The 16,746-nt window shown below is 75.0% G+C and carries 14 protein-coding genes; 9 read left to right on the top strand and 5 right to left on the bottom strand.

All coding sequences use genetic code 11. The annotated features are described in order from the left end of the window. The first annotated feature begins 12 nt into the window (after positions 1-12). Complete coding sequence (locus ACGIF2_RS16785; RefSeq protein WP_396048231.1) at positions 13-465, top strand: hypothetical protein; 453 nt, start codon at positions 13-15, stop codon at positions 463-465. A 30-nt stretch (positions 466-495) separates the two neighbouring features. Here the strand turns inward: ACGIF2_RS16785 and ACGIF2_RS16790 are convergent, their stop codons facing one another. Next, positions 496-744, bottom strand: coding sequence for a hypothetical protein (locus ACGIF2_RS16790; RefSeq protein ID WP_396048233.1), 249 nt, complete (start codon positions 742-744; stop codon positions 496-498). A gap of 144 nt (positions 745-888) precedes the next feature. Here ACGIF2_RS16790 and ACGIF2_RS16795 point away from each other — a divergent pair, with 144 nt between their 5' ends. After that, positions 889-1,845: a 5'-3' exonuclease H3TH domain-containing protein gene (locus tag ACGIF2_RS16795; protein WP_396048234.1), complete on the top strand. Its 957-nt coding sequence runs from the start codon at positions 889-891 to the stop codon at positions 1,843-1,845. An 80-nt stretch (positions 1,846-1,925) separates the two neighbouring features. Further along, positions 1,926-2,414 (top strand): ribonuclease H, encoded by a 489-nt coding sequence (locus ACGIF2_RS16800; protein WP_396048237.1) that lies wholly within the window; start codon positions 1,926-1,928, stop codon positions 2,412-2,414. A 101-nt stretch (positions 2,415-2,515) separates the two neighbouring features. Here ACGIF2_RS16800 and ACGIF2_RS16805 read toward each other — a convergent pair whose 3' ends face one another. The 3 genes from ACGIF2_RS16805 to ACGIF2_RS16815 all read right to left on the bottom strand — a co-directional run bounded on the left by ACGIF2_RS16805 (position 2,516) and on the right by ACGIF2_RS16815 (position 7,788). Then, positions 2,516-6,679 (bottom strand): S8 family serine peptidase, encoded by a 4,164-nt coding sequence (locus tag ACGIF2_RS16805; RefSeq protein WP_396048239.1) that lies wholly within the window; start codon positions 6,677-6,679, stop codon positions 2,516-2,518. A 184-nt stretch (positions 6,680-6,863) separates the two neighbouring features. After that, complete coding sequence (locus ACGIF2_RS16810) at positions 6,864-7,439, bottom strand: protein-L-isoaspartate O-methyltransferase (protein ID WP_396048241.1); 576 nt, start codon at positions 7,437-7,439, stop codon at positions 6,864-6,866. A gap of 16 nt (positions 7,440-7,455) precedes the next feature. Continuing rightward, the gene (locus ACGIF2_RS16815; RefSeq protein WP_396048243.1) at positions 7,456-7,788 is read right to left on the bottom strand and encodes a hypothetical protein; all 333 of its coding nucleotides are present in this window, start codon (positions 7,786-7,788) and stop codon (positions 7,456-7,458) included. A 137-nt stretch (positions 7,789-7,925) separates the two neighbouring features. On the opposite strand from ACGIF2_RS16815, the gene ACGIF2_RS16820 reads away from it, so the two are divergent. The 5 genes from ACGIF2_RS16820 to ACGIF2_RS16840 all read left to right on the top strand — a co-directional run bounded on the left by ACGIF2_RS16820 (position 7,926) and on the right by ACGIF2_RS16840 (position 13,090). Continuing rightward, positions 7,926-9,653: a D-alanyl-D-alanine carboxypeptidase family protein gene (locus ACGIF2_RS16820; protein ID WP_396048245.1), complete on the top strand. Its 1,728-nt coding sequence runs from the start codon at positions 7,926-7,928 to the stop codon at positions 9,651-9,653. A 184-nt stretch (positions 9,654-9,837) separates the two neighbouring features. Continuing rightward, complete coding sequence (locus ACGIF2_RS16825) at positions 9,838-10,275, top strand: OsmC family peroxiredoxin (RefSeq protein WP_396048247.1); 438 nt, start codon at positions 9,838-9,840, stop codon at positions 10,273-10,275. Between the two features lie 102 nt (positions 10,276-10,377). Beyond that, positions 10,378-10,626, top strand: coding sequence for a ferrous iron transport protein A (locus tag ACGIF2_RS16830; protein WP_396048249.1), 249 nt, complete (start codon positions 10,378-10,380; stop codon positions 10,624-10,626). Continuing rightward, complete coding sequence (gene feoB, locus ACGIF2_RS16835) at positions 10,623-12,839, top strand: ferrous iron transport protein B (protein ID WP_396048251.1); 2,217 nt, start codon at positions 10,623-10,625, stop codon at positions 12,837-12,839. The genes ACGIF2_RS16830 and feoB overlap by 4 nt, the downstream gene beginning before the upstream one ends. Beyond that, positions 12,836-13,090 carry a hypothetical protein gene (locus ACGIF2_RS16840; RefSeq protein ID WP_396048253.1) on the top strand — a complete coding sequence of 85 codons (255 nt, stop codon included), beginning with the start codon at positions 12,836-12,838 and terminating at the stop codon, positions 13,088-13,090. Before feoB ends, ACGIF2_RS16840 begins: the two co-directional genes overlap by 4 nt. A 24-nt stretch (positions 13,091-13,114) precedes the next feature. On the opposite strand, the gene ACGIF2_RS16845 is transcribed toward ACGIF2_RS16840, so the two are convergent. Further along, positions 13,115-13,666: a hypothetical protein gene (locus tag ACGIF2_RS16845; protein ID WP_396048255.1), complete on the bottom strand. Its 552-nt coding sequence runs from the start codon at positions 13,664-13,666 to the stop codon at positions 13,115-13,117. Between the two features lie 143 nt (positions 13,667-13,809). On the opposite strand from ACGIF2_RS16845, the gene ACGIF2_RS16850 reads away from it, so the two are divergent. Next, the gene (locus ACGIF2_RS16850; RefSeq protein WP_396048256.1) at positions 13,810-16,740 is read left to right on the top strand and encodes an FAD-binding and (Fe-S)-binding domain-containing protein; all 2,931 of its coding nucleotides are present in this window, start codon (positions 13,810-13,812) and stop codon (positions 16,738-16,740) included. Positions 16,741-16,746: the final 6 nt, after the last annotated feature.

A 16,746-nucleotide genomic window follows, 5' to 3' on the forward strand; every position in this document is an offset into this window, starting at 1 on the left:
CGACCGTGGACCATGGGATCCGGCGCGGTCGTGGTGCGGTGCCTCCTGCTGGGCGCTGCGGCGGGCTCGCGCTCGTCGCTCGGGGTCGCGGCTCCGGTGCTCACCGCGCGGACCCCCGAGGACGGCACACGGTCCCGGACCACGAGGTCCGGCCAGGTGCTCGCACTGCTCGGGGTGCTCGGCGAGCTCGTGGGGGACAAGCTGCCGAGGACCCCGAGCCGCCTCGACCCCCCGGGACCGGTGCTGCGCGCCGGGAGCGGGGCGAGCGGCGGGGTGCTGCTCGCGCGCCGTGCGCACGCCAGCCCGTACCTGCCCGCGCTCGCGGGGGTCGCGGGCGCACTGGCCGGGATCTACGGCGGCGCGGCCTGGCGGGCGTGGGCCGACGCCCGCACCGCGGACTGGAAGCCGGCGGTCGCCGAGGACGTCGTGGCCGTGGGGCTCGCCTGCCTCGCGGTCCGGACCTGACAGCAACCAGCACGCTGCGGGCCTGACCCGTCACACCGCCCGGCGGCGCGCCAGCTCGCGCGAGTCGAGGAACGAGCCGCCGACGAAGTAGAGGACCCCCCACGCGACGAGGAGCGTCGCGCAGAACGCGGAGGACAGGTCGGTCACCGTCGACGCGACCGCGAAGACCAGCGGGACGCCCGCTCCGGAGAGTCGTCGCCAGATGTCACGACGGTTGCGCGTGCTGAGGGCCGCCAGCCCGCAGAGAGCGCCCAGCACCGCTCCGAGAAGGATCGCCATGCCCGTGCTCACGACTGCCCCGATCGGTCAGGTGTCGGGTCGGGCCGTGTCCCCGACCCGACACCTGGACCTCATCACGGGGAGGTGCCCGGCGTCCGCCGAACGGCCACATGCGTTTTGCACGATCTCCCGTAGCGTGACCGCATGACCGACCCGGGGCCCTTGATGCTGCTCGACACCGCGTCGCTGTACTTCCGGGCGTTCTACGGGGTGCCCGACTCGGTCCGCGCGCCCGACGGGACGCCGGTCAACGCTGTGCGCGGGCTGCTCGACATGATCGCGCGGCTCGTCGACGACCACCGGCCGTCGCGGCTCGTGGCGTGCTGGGACGACGACTGGCGCCCGGAGTTCCGGGTCGCGGCCATCCCGTCGTACAAGGCGCACCGGGTGGCGACCGAGGTGCCGGGCACCACGGGCGTCGAGGACGTGCCCGAAGCGCTCGTGCCGCAGGTCCCGCTGATCGCCGAGGTGCTCGCGGCGTTCGGCATCGCGCGGGTCGGGGCACCGGGCTACGAGGCGGACGACGTGATCGGCACCCTCGTGGCGCGCGAGGAGGAGCGCTCCGACGTCGGCCGCTCGCAGGTCGACGTCGTGACGGGGGACCGCGACCTGTTCCAGCTGGTCGACGACGAGGCGGGCGTGCGCGTGCTGTACACGGTGCGCGGGATCACGAACCTCGAGGTGATCGACGATGCCCGGCTCGCGGAGCGGTACGCGGTCGGATCGGGCGGCGCGTACGCCGACATGGCCGTGCTGCGCGGCGACCCGAGCGACGGGCTGCCGGGGGTGCCCGGCATCGGGGAGAAGACGGCCGCGACCCTCATCCACCGGTACGGCAGCCTCGCGGGCGTGCTCGCGGCGCGGGACGCGGGCGACCCGGGGCTGACGGCCACGCAGCGTCGCCGGCTCCAGGAGTCCGCGGCGTACCTCGACGTTGCGCCGCTCGTGGTGCAGGTCGCGTCGGACGCACCGGTGGGCGAGGTCGACGACGCGCTGCCCGCGACCCCGGCCGACCCCGAGACGCTCGTCGCGCTCGCTGAGCGGTGGGGGCTCGCGTCGAGCGTGCGCCGCGTCGTGGACGCGCTGGCCGCTGCAGCCTGACCCACCCCGGGGCCTGACCCGCCGCAGGGTCTGATCGGCCGAGTCGTCCCCCTGCCGACCCGGCAGGCAGAATGCTCTCCGTGATCACGGTCAGCACGGACGGCTCCTGCCTGCGCAACCCCGGAGGGGCCACGGGCTGGGCCTGGGTCAACCACGACGGCACGTGCGAGTCGGGCGGCTTGGCCTCGGGCACCAACCAGATCGGTGAGCTCCTGGCCGTGCTCGAGGCGATCCTCGCGCACCCGGGCGACGAGCTGCTGCGCATCGAGTCCGACTCGCAGTACGCGATCAAGTGCGCGTCGGAGTGGGTCGCGGGCTGGAAGCGCAAGGGCTGGCGCACCGCGAGCGGCTCGCCCGTGCAGAACCTGGCCATCGTGCAGGCCATCGAGAAGGCCATCGCCGACCGGCCCGGGCAGGTCGTCTTCCACTGGGTGCGCGGCCACCAGGGGGACACGTTCAACGAGCGCGCCGACGTGCTCGCGGGCCAGGCCGCGCGGGCCGCGCTCGCGGGTGGCCCCAAGCAGCCCGTCGCGCCGCGCGCCGAGCCGGTGCCCGACCTGCTCTTCTGACGGCGACCGCATCGTCTTCTGACGCCGCCCCATCGGCCTGACGCACAGAGCCGGGCCGCCGGGGGACTGACCCCGACGGCCCGGCTCGCTCTGTGCCCCGCTCAGCGTGCGGTGAGCACCCCCAGCGTGGCGGTCGGCAGGTAGCCGCGGTCGCCCCCGTAGAGCACGGTGACGGCCGAGACCTTGCTGACAGCGGGCAGCGTGAGCGTCACGGTGCCGTCCTGGCCGAGCGTCGGGGTGGCGACGCTGCGGCCGTTGACCAGCACCGTGACCTTCCCGGTCGGCGCGGGTGCACCCTGCGGGCCGGCCGCGGTGACCGTCACGCTCGGCGTCGAGCCGCGTGGCACCGACCACGAGGAGGTGGTCAGCGTGAGCCGCGTGACGGCGGGGACCACGGTGTAGGTCGCGGTGGCGGACGACGACGCCGCGACGTCGGCGCTGCCCGGGTAGGCGACAGCGAGCCGGTGCACCCCGGCACCCAGGTCGCGGGGCAGCGCGACGGTCGCGGTGCCCGTGCGGCCGTCGACCGCGAGGGTGCCCGTGGCGATCACTGTGCTGCCCTCACGGACCTCGACCGTGCCGGTCGGGGCGACGGTGCCGCCCGTGACGACGACGGCGACGTTCGCCGCGGAGCCGTACGTGCCGCTCCGCGGCGAGATCGTCGCCTTGGTGGTCGAGGTCGTCCGCGCGACGTCGACGGTCACGGCCTTCGACGTCGACGCCGCCCACGCGCCGTCGGGCGTGAGGACCGCGGTCAGCGTGTGCTTGCCGCCGCCGAGCCGGACGGTGGCCGTGGCCTTGCCGCCGGCGAGCGGTGCCGTGGCGACCTCGGTGGTCCCGTCGAGGAACCGGACGGTCCCGGTGGCCTGCGCCGGGGTCACCGTGGCAGTGAGGGTCAGGTCGCTCCCGACCTTCGCCGAGCCCGTGACCGCGAGCGTCGTGGTCGTGGGCGTGGCGGGCGGCACCGTGACGTCGAGCACCTGGCTGCGGGTCGTGGTGGTCGCGTTGTGGCTGTGCAGCACGAGCAGCTGCGGCACCACGGTGGTCGTGGCCGCCCGGTGCACGGTGGCCGTGGCCCCCGGTGCGCCGACGTACCAGAGCGCGTCGGTCGTGCCGTCGCCGAACCAGACGGCGGGGGCGTAGGGGTCGACCGTGAAGGGCTCGACCTCGTCGACCACCCGGCTCGCGTCGGGCGCGTACGCGGAGTACGTCCACACCTTGACGGTCGGGGTGGTGCCGGGCGTGATGCCCACGTCCGCCAGGCTCAGCGGGACCACGACCACGTTGTTGTCGAAGACGGTCGTGTCGACGTCGCCGAAGAACCCGTTGACGGGCTGCGCGTCGACCATGTCGCCCGTCGCGAGGTCGTAGGTGAGCTGGACCGTGACGTCGACCGACTCGTTGAGCTTCTGCACCACGGTCTGGCGGTCGTACGTGCCGTCGCCGTCGATGTCGAGGTCGATCACGGGGAGCACCGACTGCCCGAGGGTGGCCCACTCGCCGTCCACGGCGATGCCGACGCCGAGGTAGCCGCCTGCGGGGTCCTGCCCGGCCGCGGTGCGCTGCGGCGCGGTCGTGGTCCAGCCGACCGACCGGAGATCACCCGCGGCGACCGACGAGTCGGACGTGACGAGCCCGGGCGTCTTCTCGAGCCGGGGGCTCGTGGCCGCGAGCTGGAGCGGCGCGACGAGCGAGTACCAGCCGCCCGAGGCCACCCCGCGACCCGTCAGGGAGAGCTCGGCCTCGGTCGCGCCCGCGTTCGCGAACGTCACGGGGGCCGCGGTGAGGTCGCTCACGAGCCGGGGTGCGGCCTGCACCGGGACGCGCAGCTCGGTCGCGCCCGAGGTCAGCACGAGCCGGCCCGAGAGCGCGGCGACGTACTCGCGGGGCAGCCCGCCCTGGGCGGCGTCCGACGTCGGGTCGAGCTCGCGCTCGAGCGTGGTCGGGTCGACCGTGAGGGTCAGGGTCACGAGCTGCGAGCGGCCCGGCTGGACCGTGATCGACGCGGGCGACGTGGTGATGGTCGCGCCGCCGGTCGTGGTCGCGGCCGCGAACGACGTCGTGTACCGCGCCGCCGAGCTGCCCGTGTTGCGCACCGTGACGGTCTTGCGCTGGACGACCTTCTCCGCGCCGACGGGGACCACCCCGAAGGTCACCGACACCTGGTCGGGGTCCTCGGAGGCGTAGGCGAGCACCGGGTCGGCCACGGCGGCGACCGCGTCGACCCGGCCCGAGCCGACCCGCTGAGGGCCGTAGACCTCACCGGTCTGGTGCGCCCCCGTGTACAGGTCGTGCGTCGCGGTGTTCATGACCGCGGCCTTGACCTCGGCGGGCGTCCAGCCCGGGTGGGCGGCGCGCACCAGGGCGGCGATGCCGGCCACGTGGGGCGCGGCCATCGAGGTGCCCGAGAGCGGGTGCGCGGCGGTGCCGCCCCCCGACGCGGCAGACAGGATGCCGGTGCCGGGTGCGGCGACGTCGGGCTTGGAGATGCCGAGCGAGCCGTGCGAGCCGCGCGACGAGCCCGGGTTGAGGGCGTCTCCCGCGGCGTCGTCGGTGACCGACGAGGCGAGCGACGGGCCGAAGTGGGCGCTCACGCCTCCCGTGCGGATCGCCGGCAGGAGCGCCGCGGTCGACGTCGCGGTGAGCTGCGCACCGGGGATCGTCGCGGTGCCCGCGATGCCGGCCGAGAAGACGGTCCGGGTGCTGCCCAGCAGCACGCCGACCGCGCCCGCGAGCTCGGCGTTGCGGAACCGCGCGGCGCTGCCGCACGCGCGGGTCGCGTCGTCGTCGTCCCACCAGAGGTAGACGATCTTGCCGGTGATCTCCGCGCTGCGGGACGTGAGCGACGAGCAGCCGCTCACCTGCTCGCCCAGGAACGCCACCTGGGCGCTCACGTCGGCCGTCCCGGTGTACGCGATCGAGCTCTGCGCCGGGTAGGTGCCGACGAGCGCGGCGTCGGGGGCCGCCGTGACCTCGACGCCGTCGAAGGTCTGGGGGCTGCCCACCGAGTTGGCGACCGTGAGGCTGCTCGCCGAGCTGCCGGGTGAGCCGGCGACGTCGGTGATGTCGCCCGAGTTGCCCGCGGAGATCACAGCGAGCACGCCCAGGTCGGCGAGCCGGTCGACGATGATGTTGTCGGGGTCGTCCGACGGGGTCGCGGAGGCGCCGAGGGACAGGTTCACGACGTCGAGGTGGTCGTTGAGGTCGCCGTCACCATCGGGGTCTGCGGCCCAGTCGAGGGCCTGCGCGGAGAGGTTGGTCGAGCCGCCGATGTCCCCGAAGACCTTGAGCGCGTACAGCCCCGCGCCGGGGGCCGATCCGGGGCCGACCTCCCAGCCGCTCAGGTCCGTCAGGCTCGCGTAGTCGCCGCGGAACGTGGTGCCGTCGGCGGTGACCCCGAAGCCGGCCGCGGTGCCGGCGACGTGCGTGCCGTGCCCGCTGTTGGGGCTCGTGGCGAGGCTGTCGATCGGGTTGTCGTCGGGGGCCGGCACGGTCGTGGCGCCCTCGAGGGTCGAGTCCGGGTCGGCGTCGTAGAAGGTGCCGGCGAAGTCGTGGCCGCCCAGGAACTTGGTGCTGTCGAACAGGCCGGCGGGTATCGCGCCGGTGCCGTCGGTGCCGTAGGCCGCGGCGTAGGCCTCGGCGGTGCCGGGTCCGCCGAAGTCGGCGTGGGTGTAGTCGAGGCCCGTGTCGATCACGCCGATGCGCACGCCCTCGCCGGTCTGGCCGGTGGACTGCCACACCTCGAGCGCGCGCGTGAACGCGTCGCTGCTCGAGTTGTCGACCGTGCGGGGGGTGACCTGGTAGACGGCCACGACGTCGTCGCGGGCGGCGAGCTCGCGGATCCGTGCCGCGTCGCCCGAGACGAGGGTGCCCGAGACGACGTTCGTCAGGGTCGAGATGCGCTGGGGTGCGTCGGGCGTCGCCGAACGTGCTCCCGCAGCGTCGGGCACGACGTCCGCGGCGAGCTCCTCGACCTTGGTCGTGGCGGCCTGCACGTCGCGCGTGCTGCCGCCGTCCTCGACCACGTCGAGCGCCGACGGGGTGTCGAGCTGGACGAACGCTGTCACCTCGCCGCTGGCCGTGGTGAGCTGCTCGGCCACCTTGGCCCCCGCGAGCGCCTCGGCCGACGCGACGGCGCCGCCCGGCGAGCCGGGGTCTGCGGTGCTGGGACGGGGTGGCGCGGCCCCGGCGGGCGTCGCGCCGAGCAGCGCGGCGGCGACCAGGGCGAGGGCGGTGAGGGCGGCGGGCAACGGACGACGCGTCATGGGTCACTCCAGCGGGGCGGCAGCAGCGGACGGGGTCGGTGGCTCCGTCCTCTACCCCGGGTCCCACTGGCTCGGGAGGGTGCCTCCGTGTGCACCGTACTGACGAACGGGTGGTTCGTCACTCGTTCGAGCGAAATGGCTACCGGGTCGTACGTCCTGGTTCGTCCGAGGGTGAGCGTCGAGGTCAGCGCAGCGGGACGAACGCGTACGCGCCGCACGCGGTGCGGTCCACGTGCGTGCCACGCCGCTCGACGAGCCACATGGTCGAGCGCACCGGGAGCACCATGCGTCCGCCGTCGGCCAGCTGGGCGACGAGCACGTCGGGCAGGTCTCGGCCCGCGGCGGAGACGAGGATGCGTGACCACCCGCCGACCTGGGGGCGGCCGAGGAGGCCGGGTCGCGCGGTCTCGATCCGCGCCCACGGCATGCCCCAGGCCGCCAGGTTGTCGGCGCCCCACTCCGAGAGCTCGGGTTCGAGCTCGAGCCCGAGCACCTTGCCGCCCGGCCCGACGAGCCGCGCGAGCAGGGCTGTGGTCCAGCCGGACCCGGAGCCGATGTCGAGGACGTGGGCGCCGAGCGGCACCTCGAGCAGCCGCAGCATCGCGGCCACCGTGCTCGGCTGGGAGTTGGTCTGCCCGTGGCCGAGCGGCAGCGGGCGGTCCTCGTGCGCGTGCGCACGCTGCGCGGGAGGGAGGAACGACTGGCGTCGGATCGCCGACATGGCCTCGGCGACCGCGTCCGGGGTGTCGGACCCTGTCATCCTCCGAGCGTAGGCATCAGGCCTGCGGTGGCGCGATCTGCTGGGGCAGCTCGATGCCGTGGGCGGGCGTGGGGACGTGCACCATGACCCCGCGGGGCTTGCGGCCGGGGCGGCCGGGGGCGCGGCGCTCCTCGATCCCCTCGAGCGTCGACGCACGCCACACGGCCCCGCCGTTGAGGCGGCCGTCGGGCGCGGGGAGCCACGGGACCTTGCGCGAGAGCCACACGCGGATGGTGGCGTTCTCGACCTCGAGGCGGGCTGCCAGCCGCGCTATGTCGTAGAGGTCGTCGAGCCCCGAGGGCCGTCTGTGGGGGTCGGACGAGGAGGCGGCCGGTTCTGCGGGGGTCACGGTCGTCGAGCGTAGCCGCCCGCGATCCTCCCAGGCGGCTCACAGCACTATCTGACACGCGAACGTGACAGATGTCTCACCGGTAAATCAGTCAGGGTGGTTGTTGGACGGCCGTCCGCCTCCCTATCGTGTTACGCGTGAGTAACAGAAAGCCAATACCCGGCTGGCCTCACCGAGGTCGCGCCGATCACCGGGCGCCGCGACCAGGCGCCACCCACCCCACGACCCGCCTCGTCGAGGCGGCCCTCACGACCTGGAAGCGCCCCGCGCTCCAGCTGCAGCGACTGGCCCAGATCGTGGGCCTCGCGACGCTCGTCGGCATAGTCCGGCGGTCCGACGCCCTCGAGACGCTCCGTGCCCAGTGGGTGCGGCTGCGTGACTGGGCGCAGGACCAGGCCCGGGCCGTGCTGTCGAGCCAGGCTGCACAGGCCGTGCGGTCCAGCCGCGCGTACGCGGTCGTCCGGACCAACGCCGAGCTCGTCGCGAACCACTCGCGCCGCACGGCCGAGTCCATACGGATGCACCAGATCACCCAGGCGCTGCGGGCACGTCCGCTCGCGCAGGGTGTTCTGGTCGCCGGAGTCCTGATGGGCATCAGCGGCACGGCTGTCGCCGCCCCCCAGCTCGAGTCGGAGCCGATCTCCGCGGTCGAGCAGGACGCGCGTCTCGCGACGGTCGCCGAGGCGGCCGCCAGCACCCTGGCGCACGCCCAGGCGGTCGGTGACGCAGCGAACGCTGCGGAGCTCCCCACCGGTGACCTCGAGGCCGCCACGGCAGAGCTCAACCGCGTCCTCTCCGACACGACGACCGAGCCGGTCGAAGCGACCGGTGCCCCCACCGACGCGACGACCGCGACCGACACCGCGACGCTCGCGGCCACCACGGCCGCTGTCGCGCAGGAGGCCGCCCAGCGGCTCGAGGACCTGCAGGCCAAGCTGGCCGAGGCCGGCACCGAGCAGGTCGAGGGCACCGACGCGGCGACCGCCACGTCCGGCCCGCTGGGCGCCGTGACCGAGGAGACCTCCGTCGGTCCTCTCAGCACCGACACCTCTGCCACGGCGTCGATCGCCGACGTGCTGACCACGTCGGCGGCGACGGGCACGGACACCCAGACGGCCGCCGAGCTGCAGTCCGCGCTGCGCCAGGTCACCGGTCTGACCGAGAAGGTCAGCAGTGCCACGGGCATCTCGACGACCGGCACCGCGGTGCTGGGCCAGGTGCCCGAGAGCACCGTCCCGTCGGCCGAGACCATCGCCGCTGCCGAGCAGGCTGCTGCTGACGCCGCCGCCGCCGCCCAGGCCGCTGCCGATCAGGCCGCCGCCGAGCAGGCTGCTGCCGAGCAGGCGGCTGCCGAGCAGGCTGCCGCCGAGGCTGCTGCTGCGGCGCAGGCCCAGCGTCAGGCCGCCGACGACGCGTCGATGGCCGCCGCGGCCGAGCACTCGGCCAAGGCTGCCGCCCAGGGCTCGCTCAACTTCGCCAACGGTCAGATCCCCGACTCGGCGCTGTGCTCGCTGAGCTTCGCGCCGGGCCAGGCGCTGCGGTGCGACGCCGCTGCGGCGATCGAGATGCTGAACATCGACTACCGCCGCACGTTCGGGACGAACATGAGCATCACCGACTCGTACCGCTCGTACGACGCCCAGGTCCGGGTCAAGGCGGCCAAGCCGTACCTGGCCACGACCCCGGGCACGTCCAACCACGGTTGGGGCGTCGCCCTCGACCTCGGCGGTGGCATCCAGACCGCCGGGTCGGCCCAGCACCGCTGGATGCAGGCCAACGCCGTCAACCAGCACTGGGCGCACCCCGGCTGGGCGCAGACCACGGGCAGCAAGCCCGAGGCCTGGCACTGGGAGTTCGTGGGCTGACCTGCGGCCGACCGGTCACGGAAGGCAACACGTTCACCAACGACGATCGACGGGCCCCGGTGGGATGACCTCCCACCGGGGCCCGTCGTCGTCTGCGGGCAACCGCCGCGCCCCGTCGCGCGGCCCGGCCTACGGTGGGACAGGGGTCGCCCGGTCCCCGTCCGCACCGAATCCGGAGGATGAGATGGCTACTCGCACCGCGCGCACCGCCTGGAAGGGGTCGCTCGACGAAGGCAGCGGCACCGTCGACCTCGTCAGCTCGGGCGTCGGCTCGTTCGACGTGTCGTTCCCCCGCCGCACGGCCGAGGACGCCAACGGGATCACGAGCCCCGAGGAGCTCATCGCCGCCGCGCACTCGTCGTGCTTCGCGATGCAGCTCTCCGGGGTGCTGGCCGAGGCGGGCGGCACCCCCCAGACCCTCGACGTCAAGGCCGACGTCACGCTGCGTCCGGACCCCGAGGGCGGGCTTCGGATCACCGACATCAAGCTCACCGTGCGCGGCACCGTCACCGGGCTCGACGGCGACCAGTTCGTCGCCGCGGCCCAGCTCGCCTCGACGACCTGCCCCGTCAGCAAGGCGCTCACCGGGACGACCATCGCCGTGGACGCCGCCCTGGGCTGAGCACGACGCCGGACGGCCGGCGGCCCGCGGGGGCGTTGCCGGCGTTGCCGGGCGGGACCTCGGTCCCTGAGGGAAGCCTTGCCTCAGTCGTAGCGTCGTGCCATGAACCTTGCCGAGTGGCCCGTCGGCGCGTGCGCCCGCGTGGTGGCCGTCGACGCCGAGCAGTCGATGCGGCTGCGCATGAGCGAGCTCGGCCTGCGCGCCGGGGCGGTGCTGCACGTGACCCAGCGGGCGGCCTTCGGCGGCCGCGTCGTGGCGATCGGCGCCCAGCGGTTCGCCGTCGACTCGCAGACCGCGACCCGCATCGAGATCGCCCCGGTGACGACGGCCGAGCAGGGGAGCGGCGCGTGAGCTGTCACGGACCCGGCCCGGTCGACGTGGACCTGGTGCGCGCGGCCCCGCACGACGGTGGGCGGGTGCGCCGCCACGGGCGCAACCGCCGCGGCACCGGCCCCCGGACGCAGCCCGCGGCAGTGCTGCTGGTGGGCAACCCGAACGTCGGCAAGTCGACCCTCTTCAACCTCCTCACAGGCGCCCGGCAGCAGGTCACGAACGCCCCCGGCACCACCGTCGAGCTGCAGGTCGGGACGTGGCGCCACGCGCTGGCCACCGCGCCGACGACCGGCCCCGCCTCCGAGGCCACCGAACGACCCGTGCGGCTCATCGACCTGCCCGGCACCTACAGCCTGCTCGCGCGTTCGCCCGACGAGCGCGTCGCGGCCGAGGCCGTCGCCGGCACCGGGCCGCTCGGCGTCGCCGATCTCGCGGTGGTGCTCGTCGAGGCCGCGGGCCTCGCGCGTTCGCTGTACCTGCTGGCCCAGGTGGCGCAGACCGGCTGCCCCGCGGTCGTCGCCCTGACCATGACCGACGTCGCCGCCGCGCGCGGCATCCACGTCGACGCCGCGCACCTGAGCCGCGTGCTCGGGGTGCCCGTCGTCGCGACCGACCCGCGCACGGGGGCGGGCGTGCGTGAGCTCACCCGGACGGTCGAGGCCGCCCTGGCCGACGGCGCGGGCACCGTCCACGGCATCGAGGTCGTGGACCGGCCCGTGCCGACGGGCGGCGTCGCCGATGCCGCGGCCCCGGACGTCGCGGCCGAGCTGGCCCGGGCCGACGCGCTGTTCCGGTGGGTCGACGACGTGCAGCACCGGCTCACCGCCCCGGCGGGCACGGACCAGGTGACCGCCGTCTGCGACGACGGTCGAACCGGTCCCCACGCGGGCACGTGCGACGGCCGCTGCGCCCGGACCGCCACGCCGTCAGCCGGTGCCCAGGGCGACGGTCGGACCGTGCCCCACCCGGCCACCGCGTCCGAGGCCTCGGTCCGCACGCTGTCCGACAAGGTCGACCGCGTGCTGCTGCACCCCTGGGTCGGTGTCCCCGTCTTCCTCGCGGTCGCATGGCTGCTCTTCCAGCTCGCCACCACGATCGCCGCACCCCTGATGGACCTGGTCGCCGGGTTCATGGACGGACCCGTCGCCGACGTCGTGCGGGCGCTGCTGCCCGGGCCGGCGTGGCTCGAGGGCTTCGTCGTGGACGGGGTGCTCGCGGGCGTGGGAACCGTGCTCTCGTTCGCGCCTCTCATGGCCGTGATGTTCGTGGCCATCGCCGTGCTCGAGGACTGCGGCTACCTGGCCCGGGCCGCGTTCGTCGCCGACCGGGCGATGCGCGCGGTGGGTCTCGACGGGCGCGCCGTGCTGCCGCTCGTGGTCGGGTTCGGCTGCAACCTGCCCGCGCTGTCCGCGACCCGCACGCTCCCGCAGGCACGCCAGCGGCTGCTCACCGGCCTGCTCGTGCCGTACGCGTCGTGCACAGCACGGCTCACCGTCTACCTGCTGCTCGCGAGCGTGTTCTTCCCGGACCACGCCGGGACGGCGATCTTCCTGATGTACGTCGCGAGCGTGGCGCTCATCGTGCTCGGCGGGCTCGCGCTGCGGCGCACCGCGTTCCGTGACCTGAAGCACGAGCCGTTCGTGCTCGTGCTGCCCGCCTACCAGCGGCCCCGGCTGCGCGCCCTGGGGCTCTCGGCGGCGCTGCGCACGCAGGGCTTCGTCACGAAGGCCGGACGCATCATCGTCGCGACCCTCGCCGTCGTGTGGGTCCTGATGGCCGTGCCCGTCACGTCGGACCACACCCCGGGTGACGTGCCCGTCGCAGACAGCCTCTACGGCCGCACGGCCCAGGCGATCGCCCCGGTGCTGAGCCCGGCGGGCTTCGGCGAGTGGCACGCCACGTCGGCGCTCATCACGGGCTTCGTGGCGAAGGAGGTCGTGGTCGGCTCGTTCGCCCAGACCTACGCCGTCGAGGAGCCCGACGACCCGACCCACGCGGGCGACCTCGGTGCGCGCATGCGCGCCACGTTCGACGAGTCGTCGGGCGGGCACGCCGGGGCGGCGGCGGCCGCGTTCATGGTCTTCGTGCTCGCGTACACCCCGTGCGTCGCGACGCTCGCCGAGCAGCGTCGGCTGTTCGGCGTGCGGTGGACCCTCGGAGCCATGGTGGTCCAGCTCGCGGTGGCCTGGGCGCTCGCGGTCGCCGTGTTCCAGGTGGGGAGGTTGCTGTGAGCGTGCTCGACGACGTGCTGCGCGAGGTCAGCGCCGGTGCCACGAGCGACGCTGTCGCGCGCCGGCTCGGGCTCGACCCGGGCCTGGTCGAGGCGATGGTCGACCACTGGGAGCGGCTCGGCGTCGTGCACCGCGCGGGCGACGTGCTCGGCCAGCGGTGCGGCAGCGCGTGCTCGCCGGCCGGGGGCGACGGCACCGGCACCGCCCACGTGCCGGCCGGGTGCGCGGGCTGCCCGATCGCCCGACGCTGAGGGCGGTTCGCCCGGGTCGGGTGCTCAGCGCCGCAGCGTCAGCAGCCGCAGCGCACCCGTGAGCCGCGGCGGCTCCGCGAGCGCACCCGTGCGCGCCAGCGTCCGCTCGACCAGCAGCTCGACGAGGTCGGGCAGCATCCGGGGCCTGCCCTCGACCCACGCCGCGGCCGCCGCCGTGAGCGGCAGCTCGAGCGTCGACGTCGCGGGGTGCGTGATCGCGAGCGTGCCGGTGGCCTCGACGACCACCCACGTGGTGCCGGGCACCCGCCCGAGCACCAGGTCGCCCACGGCGATGCCCGCGGCGCGGGTCGTGGGGCGCGGGTCCCAGCGCAGGTGGGCCGGGGTGGCGTGCCAGTCGGCCGCGTAGGAGTCGACGAGCTCGCCGAGCCGGACGACGTCCGTCAGGTCGGTGTCCGAGCCCCGCAGGTGACGGCGGCACTCCTCCATCCACACCAGCTCGGCGGGGTCGGGCGGACGCACCGCGGCGCGGACGTCGGGGGCCACCCGTCCCTCGGCGCCGCGCGGGGACGGCACCAGGCCGCGCCGGTCGCGCGCGTGCCGTGCCGTGGCGGTCATGCCGCAGGCATCGGCATCCGTGACCCCGTGGTCGAGCCCCCGGCAGGGTGAACCTCCCGACCGCCACGGGCTCCCGGGGCGTTCCGCGTCCGAGGGGCGGTGTCCCGGTCGGGCACGCGGTCGACGGTGGGACACTGCACCCCGTGTCGACCGTGACCGACCCCACGTCCCGTGAGCTGCCGCCCACCACCGACCTCGTGCACGCGCTGCGCGCCGTCGTCCGGGGGTCGGTGGACGACTCGACGCGTCGCCGCGCGGAGTACTCGACCGACGCGTCGAACTACCGCGTGGTCCCCGAGGTCGTGGTGCTCCCGCGCGACGTCGACGACGTGCTCGCGACGCTCGAGGTCGCCCGCGAGGCCGGCGCGCCGATCACGTCGCGCGGCGGCGGCACCTCGGTGGCGGGCAACGCGATCGGCCCCGGCGTGGTCATCGACTTCTCACGGCACGTCAACCGGGTGCTCGAGATCGACCCCGAGGCGCGCACGGCGCGCATCGAGCCGGGCGTGATCATGGCGGACCTGCAGAAGCAGGCCGCGCCGTTCGGGCTGCGCTTCGGGCCGGACCCCTCGACCCAGGCCCGCGCGACGCTCGGCGGGATGATCGGCAACAACGCGTGCGGGCCGCGCGCCGTGGCCTACGGCCGCACGGCCGACAACGTGCTCGCGCTCGACGTGGTCGACGGCACGGGCCGGCGGTTCACCGCGGGCCGCGGCCTCGACGTCGTGCCCGGCCTCGACGCGCTGGTGCGCAGCGAGATGGAGATGATCCGCACCGAGCTGGGCCGGTTCGGCCGGCAGGTGTCCGGCTACTCGCTCGAGCACCTGCTGCCCGAGAAGGGCGCGGACCTGGCCAAGGCGCTCGTCGGCACCGAGGGCACGCTCGTGACCGTCGTCGGGGCCACCGTGAACCTGGTGCCCGTGCCGGCCACGCCGGTGCTCGTGGTGCTCGGCTACCCGGACATGCCCACGGCCGCCGACGCCGTGCCCGCGCTGCTCGCGCACTCGCCGCTCGCGATCGAGGGCATGGACGCCCGGCTCGTCGACGTGGTGCGCCGGGTCCGCGGCGCGAGCGCGGTGCCGCACCTGCCCACGGGGGCCGGCTGGCTGTTCGTCGAGGTCGGCGGCGCGAGCCTCGACGAGGCGCTCGACAACGCCCGGTCCCTCGCGGCCGACGCAGCCACCGACGCCGTCCAGCTCTACCCGCCGGGCCCCGACGCCACCGCCATGTGGCGCATCCGCGAGGACGGCGCAGGTCTGGGCGGTCGCACGCCCTCGGGTGCGCAGGCCTGGCCCGGCTTCGAGGACTCCGCGGTGCCGCCCGCCCGGCTCGGCGGCTACCTGCGCGAGCTCGAGGCGCTCATGGCCTCGCACCACGTGGACGGCCTGGCCTACGGGCACTTCGGCGACGGCTGCGTGCACCTGCGCCTCGACGTGCCGCTCGAGCGCTCGGGCGAGCCGCTGCGCGCGTTCATGACGGATGCGGCGCACCTGGTCGCCGCGCACGGCGGCTCGCTGTCGGGTGAGCACGGCGACGGACGGGCCCGCAGCGAGCTGCTGCCGGTCATGTACTCGCCGCGCGCGATCGGGGCGTTCGAGGCGTTCAAGCAGCTCTTCGACCCGCGAGACCTGCTCAACCCGGGCGTGCTGGTGCACCCGCGCCCGCTCGACGCGGACCTGCGCCGGCCCGCGGCGCACCCGCTGCCCGCCCTCGGGGGCCGCGACGGCGGCTTCGCGTTCGAGCACGACGCGGGCGACCTGACGACGGCCGTGCACCGCTGCGTCGGCGTGGGCAAGTGCCGGGCCGACACGACAGCGTCGGGCGGCTTCATGTGCCCGTCGTACCTCGCGACGCGCGACGAGAAGGACTCGACCCGCGGCCGTGCGCGCGTGCTGCAGGAGCTGGCGAACGGCACCCTGGTCACGCGCGGCTGGTCGGCCCCCGAGGTCGAGCAGTCCCTCGACCTGTGCCTGAGCTGCAAGGCGTGCTCGTCGGACTGCCCCGCGGGCGTCGACATGGCCCAGTACAAGTCCGAGGTGCTGTTCCGCCGCTACCGCCGCCGGTTGCGCCCGGTCACGCACTACGTGCTGGGCTGGCTGCCGCGCTGGACCCGGCTCGTCACGGGCGTGCCCGGCCTCGCGCGGGTCGCGAACACCCTGCTGGGCTGGCGGCCGCTCGCGAAGGTCGTGCTGTCCGTGGGGGGCATGGACCCCCGACGCTCGATGGTGAGGTTCGCCCCGACCCCGTTCCGCACGTGGTGGCGCCGCGAGGGGCGTGCTGCGACGTCGACCCCGACCGCGCCCGACACCCGGCCGCGCCCGAAGGTCGTGCTGTGGACCGACTCGTTCAGCGACTCGCTCTCGCCGTCCGTCCCGCAGGCCGCCGTGCGGGTGCTGCGCGCCGCGGGCTACGACGTGCTCGTGCCCGATCAGGACGCGTGCTGCGGGCTCACCTGGATCACCACGGGCCAGCTGCCGGCGGCGCGCAAGCACCTGACCCAGCTGCTCGGCGTGCTCGCCCCGTACGCCGTCAACGGCATCCCGATCGTGGGCCTCGAGCCGTCCTGCACCGCGGTGCTGCGCTCCGACCTGCTCGACCTGCTGCCCGACGACCCGCGTGCCGTCGCCGTGTCCCGGGCGACGCACACGCTCGCCGAGCTGCTCATGGCCCCGGCGCCGACCGGCCCCGACCCCGACGCTGGCTGGACGCTGCCCGACCTGTCGGACGTCACGGCCGTCGTGCAGCCGCACTGCCACCACCACTCGGTCATGACGTACACCGCGGACCGCACGCTGCTCACGCGGGCCGGGGCGAGCTTCCGCACGCTCGCGGGCTGCTGCGGGCTCGCGGGCAACTTCGGCATGGAGAAGGGCCACTACGACGTGTCGGTGGCCGTCGCGGAGCACGAGCTGCTGCCCGCGCTGCGCGAGGCCGCGCCCGGGGACGTGTTCCTGGCCGACGGCTTCAGCTGCCGCACCCAGGCCGACCAGCTGGCCGACGTGCAGGGCGTGCACCTGGCCGAGCTGCTCGCCGCGCACCTTCCCACCCCCTCCCCGTCCCCTTCGCCGAGATAGTGCCTG

This window comes from Cellulomonas sp. P22 (assembly GCF_044392165.1).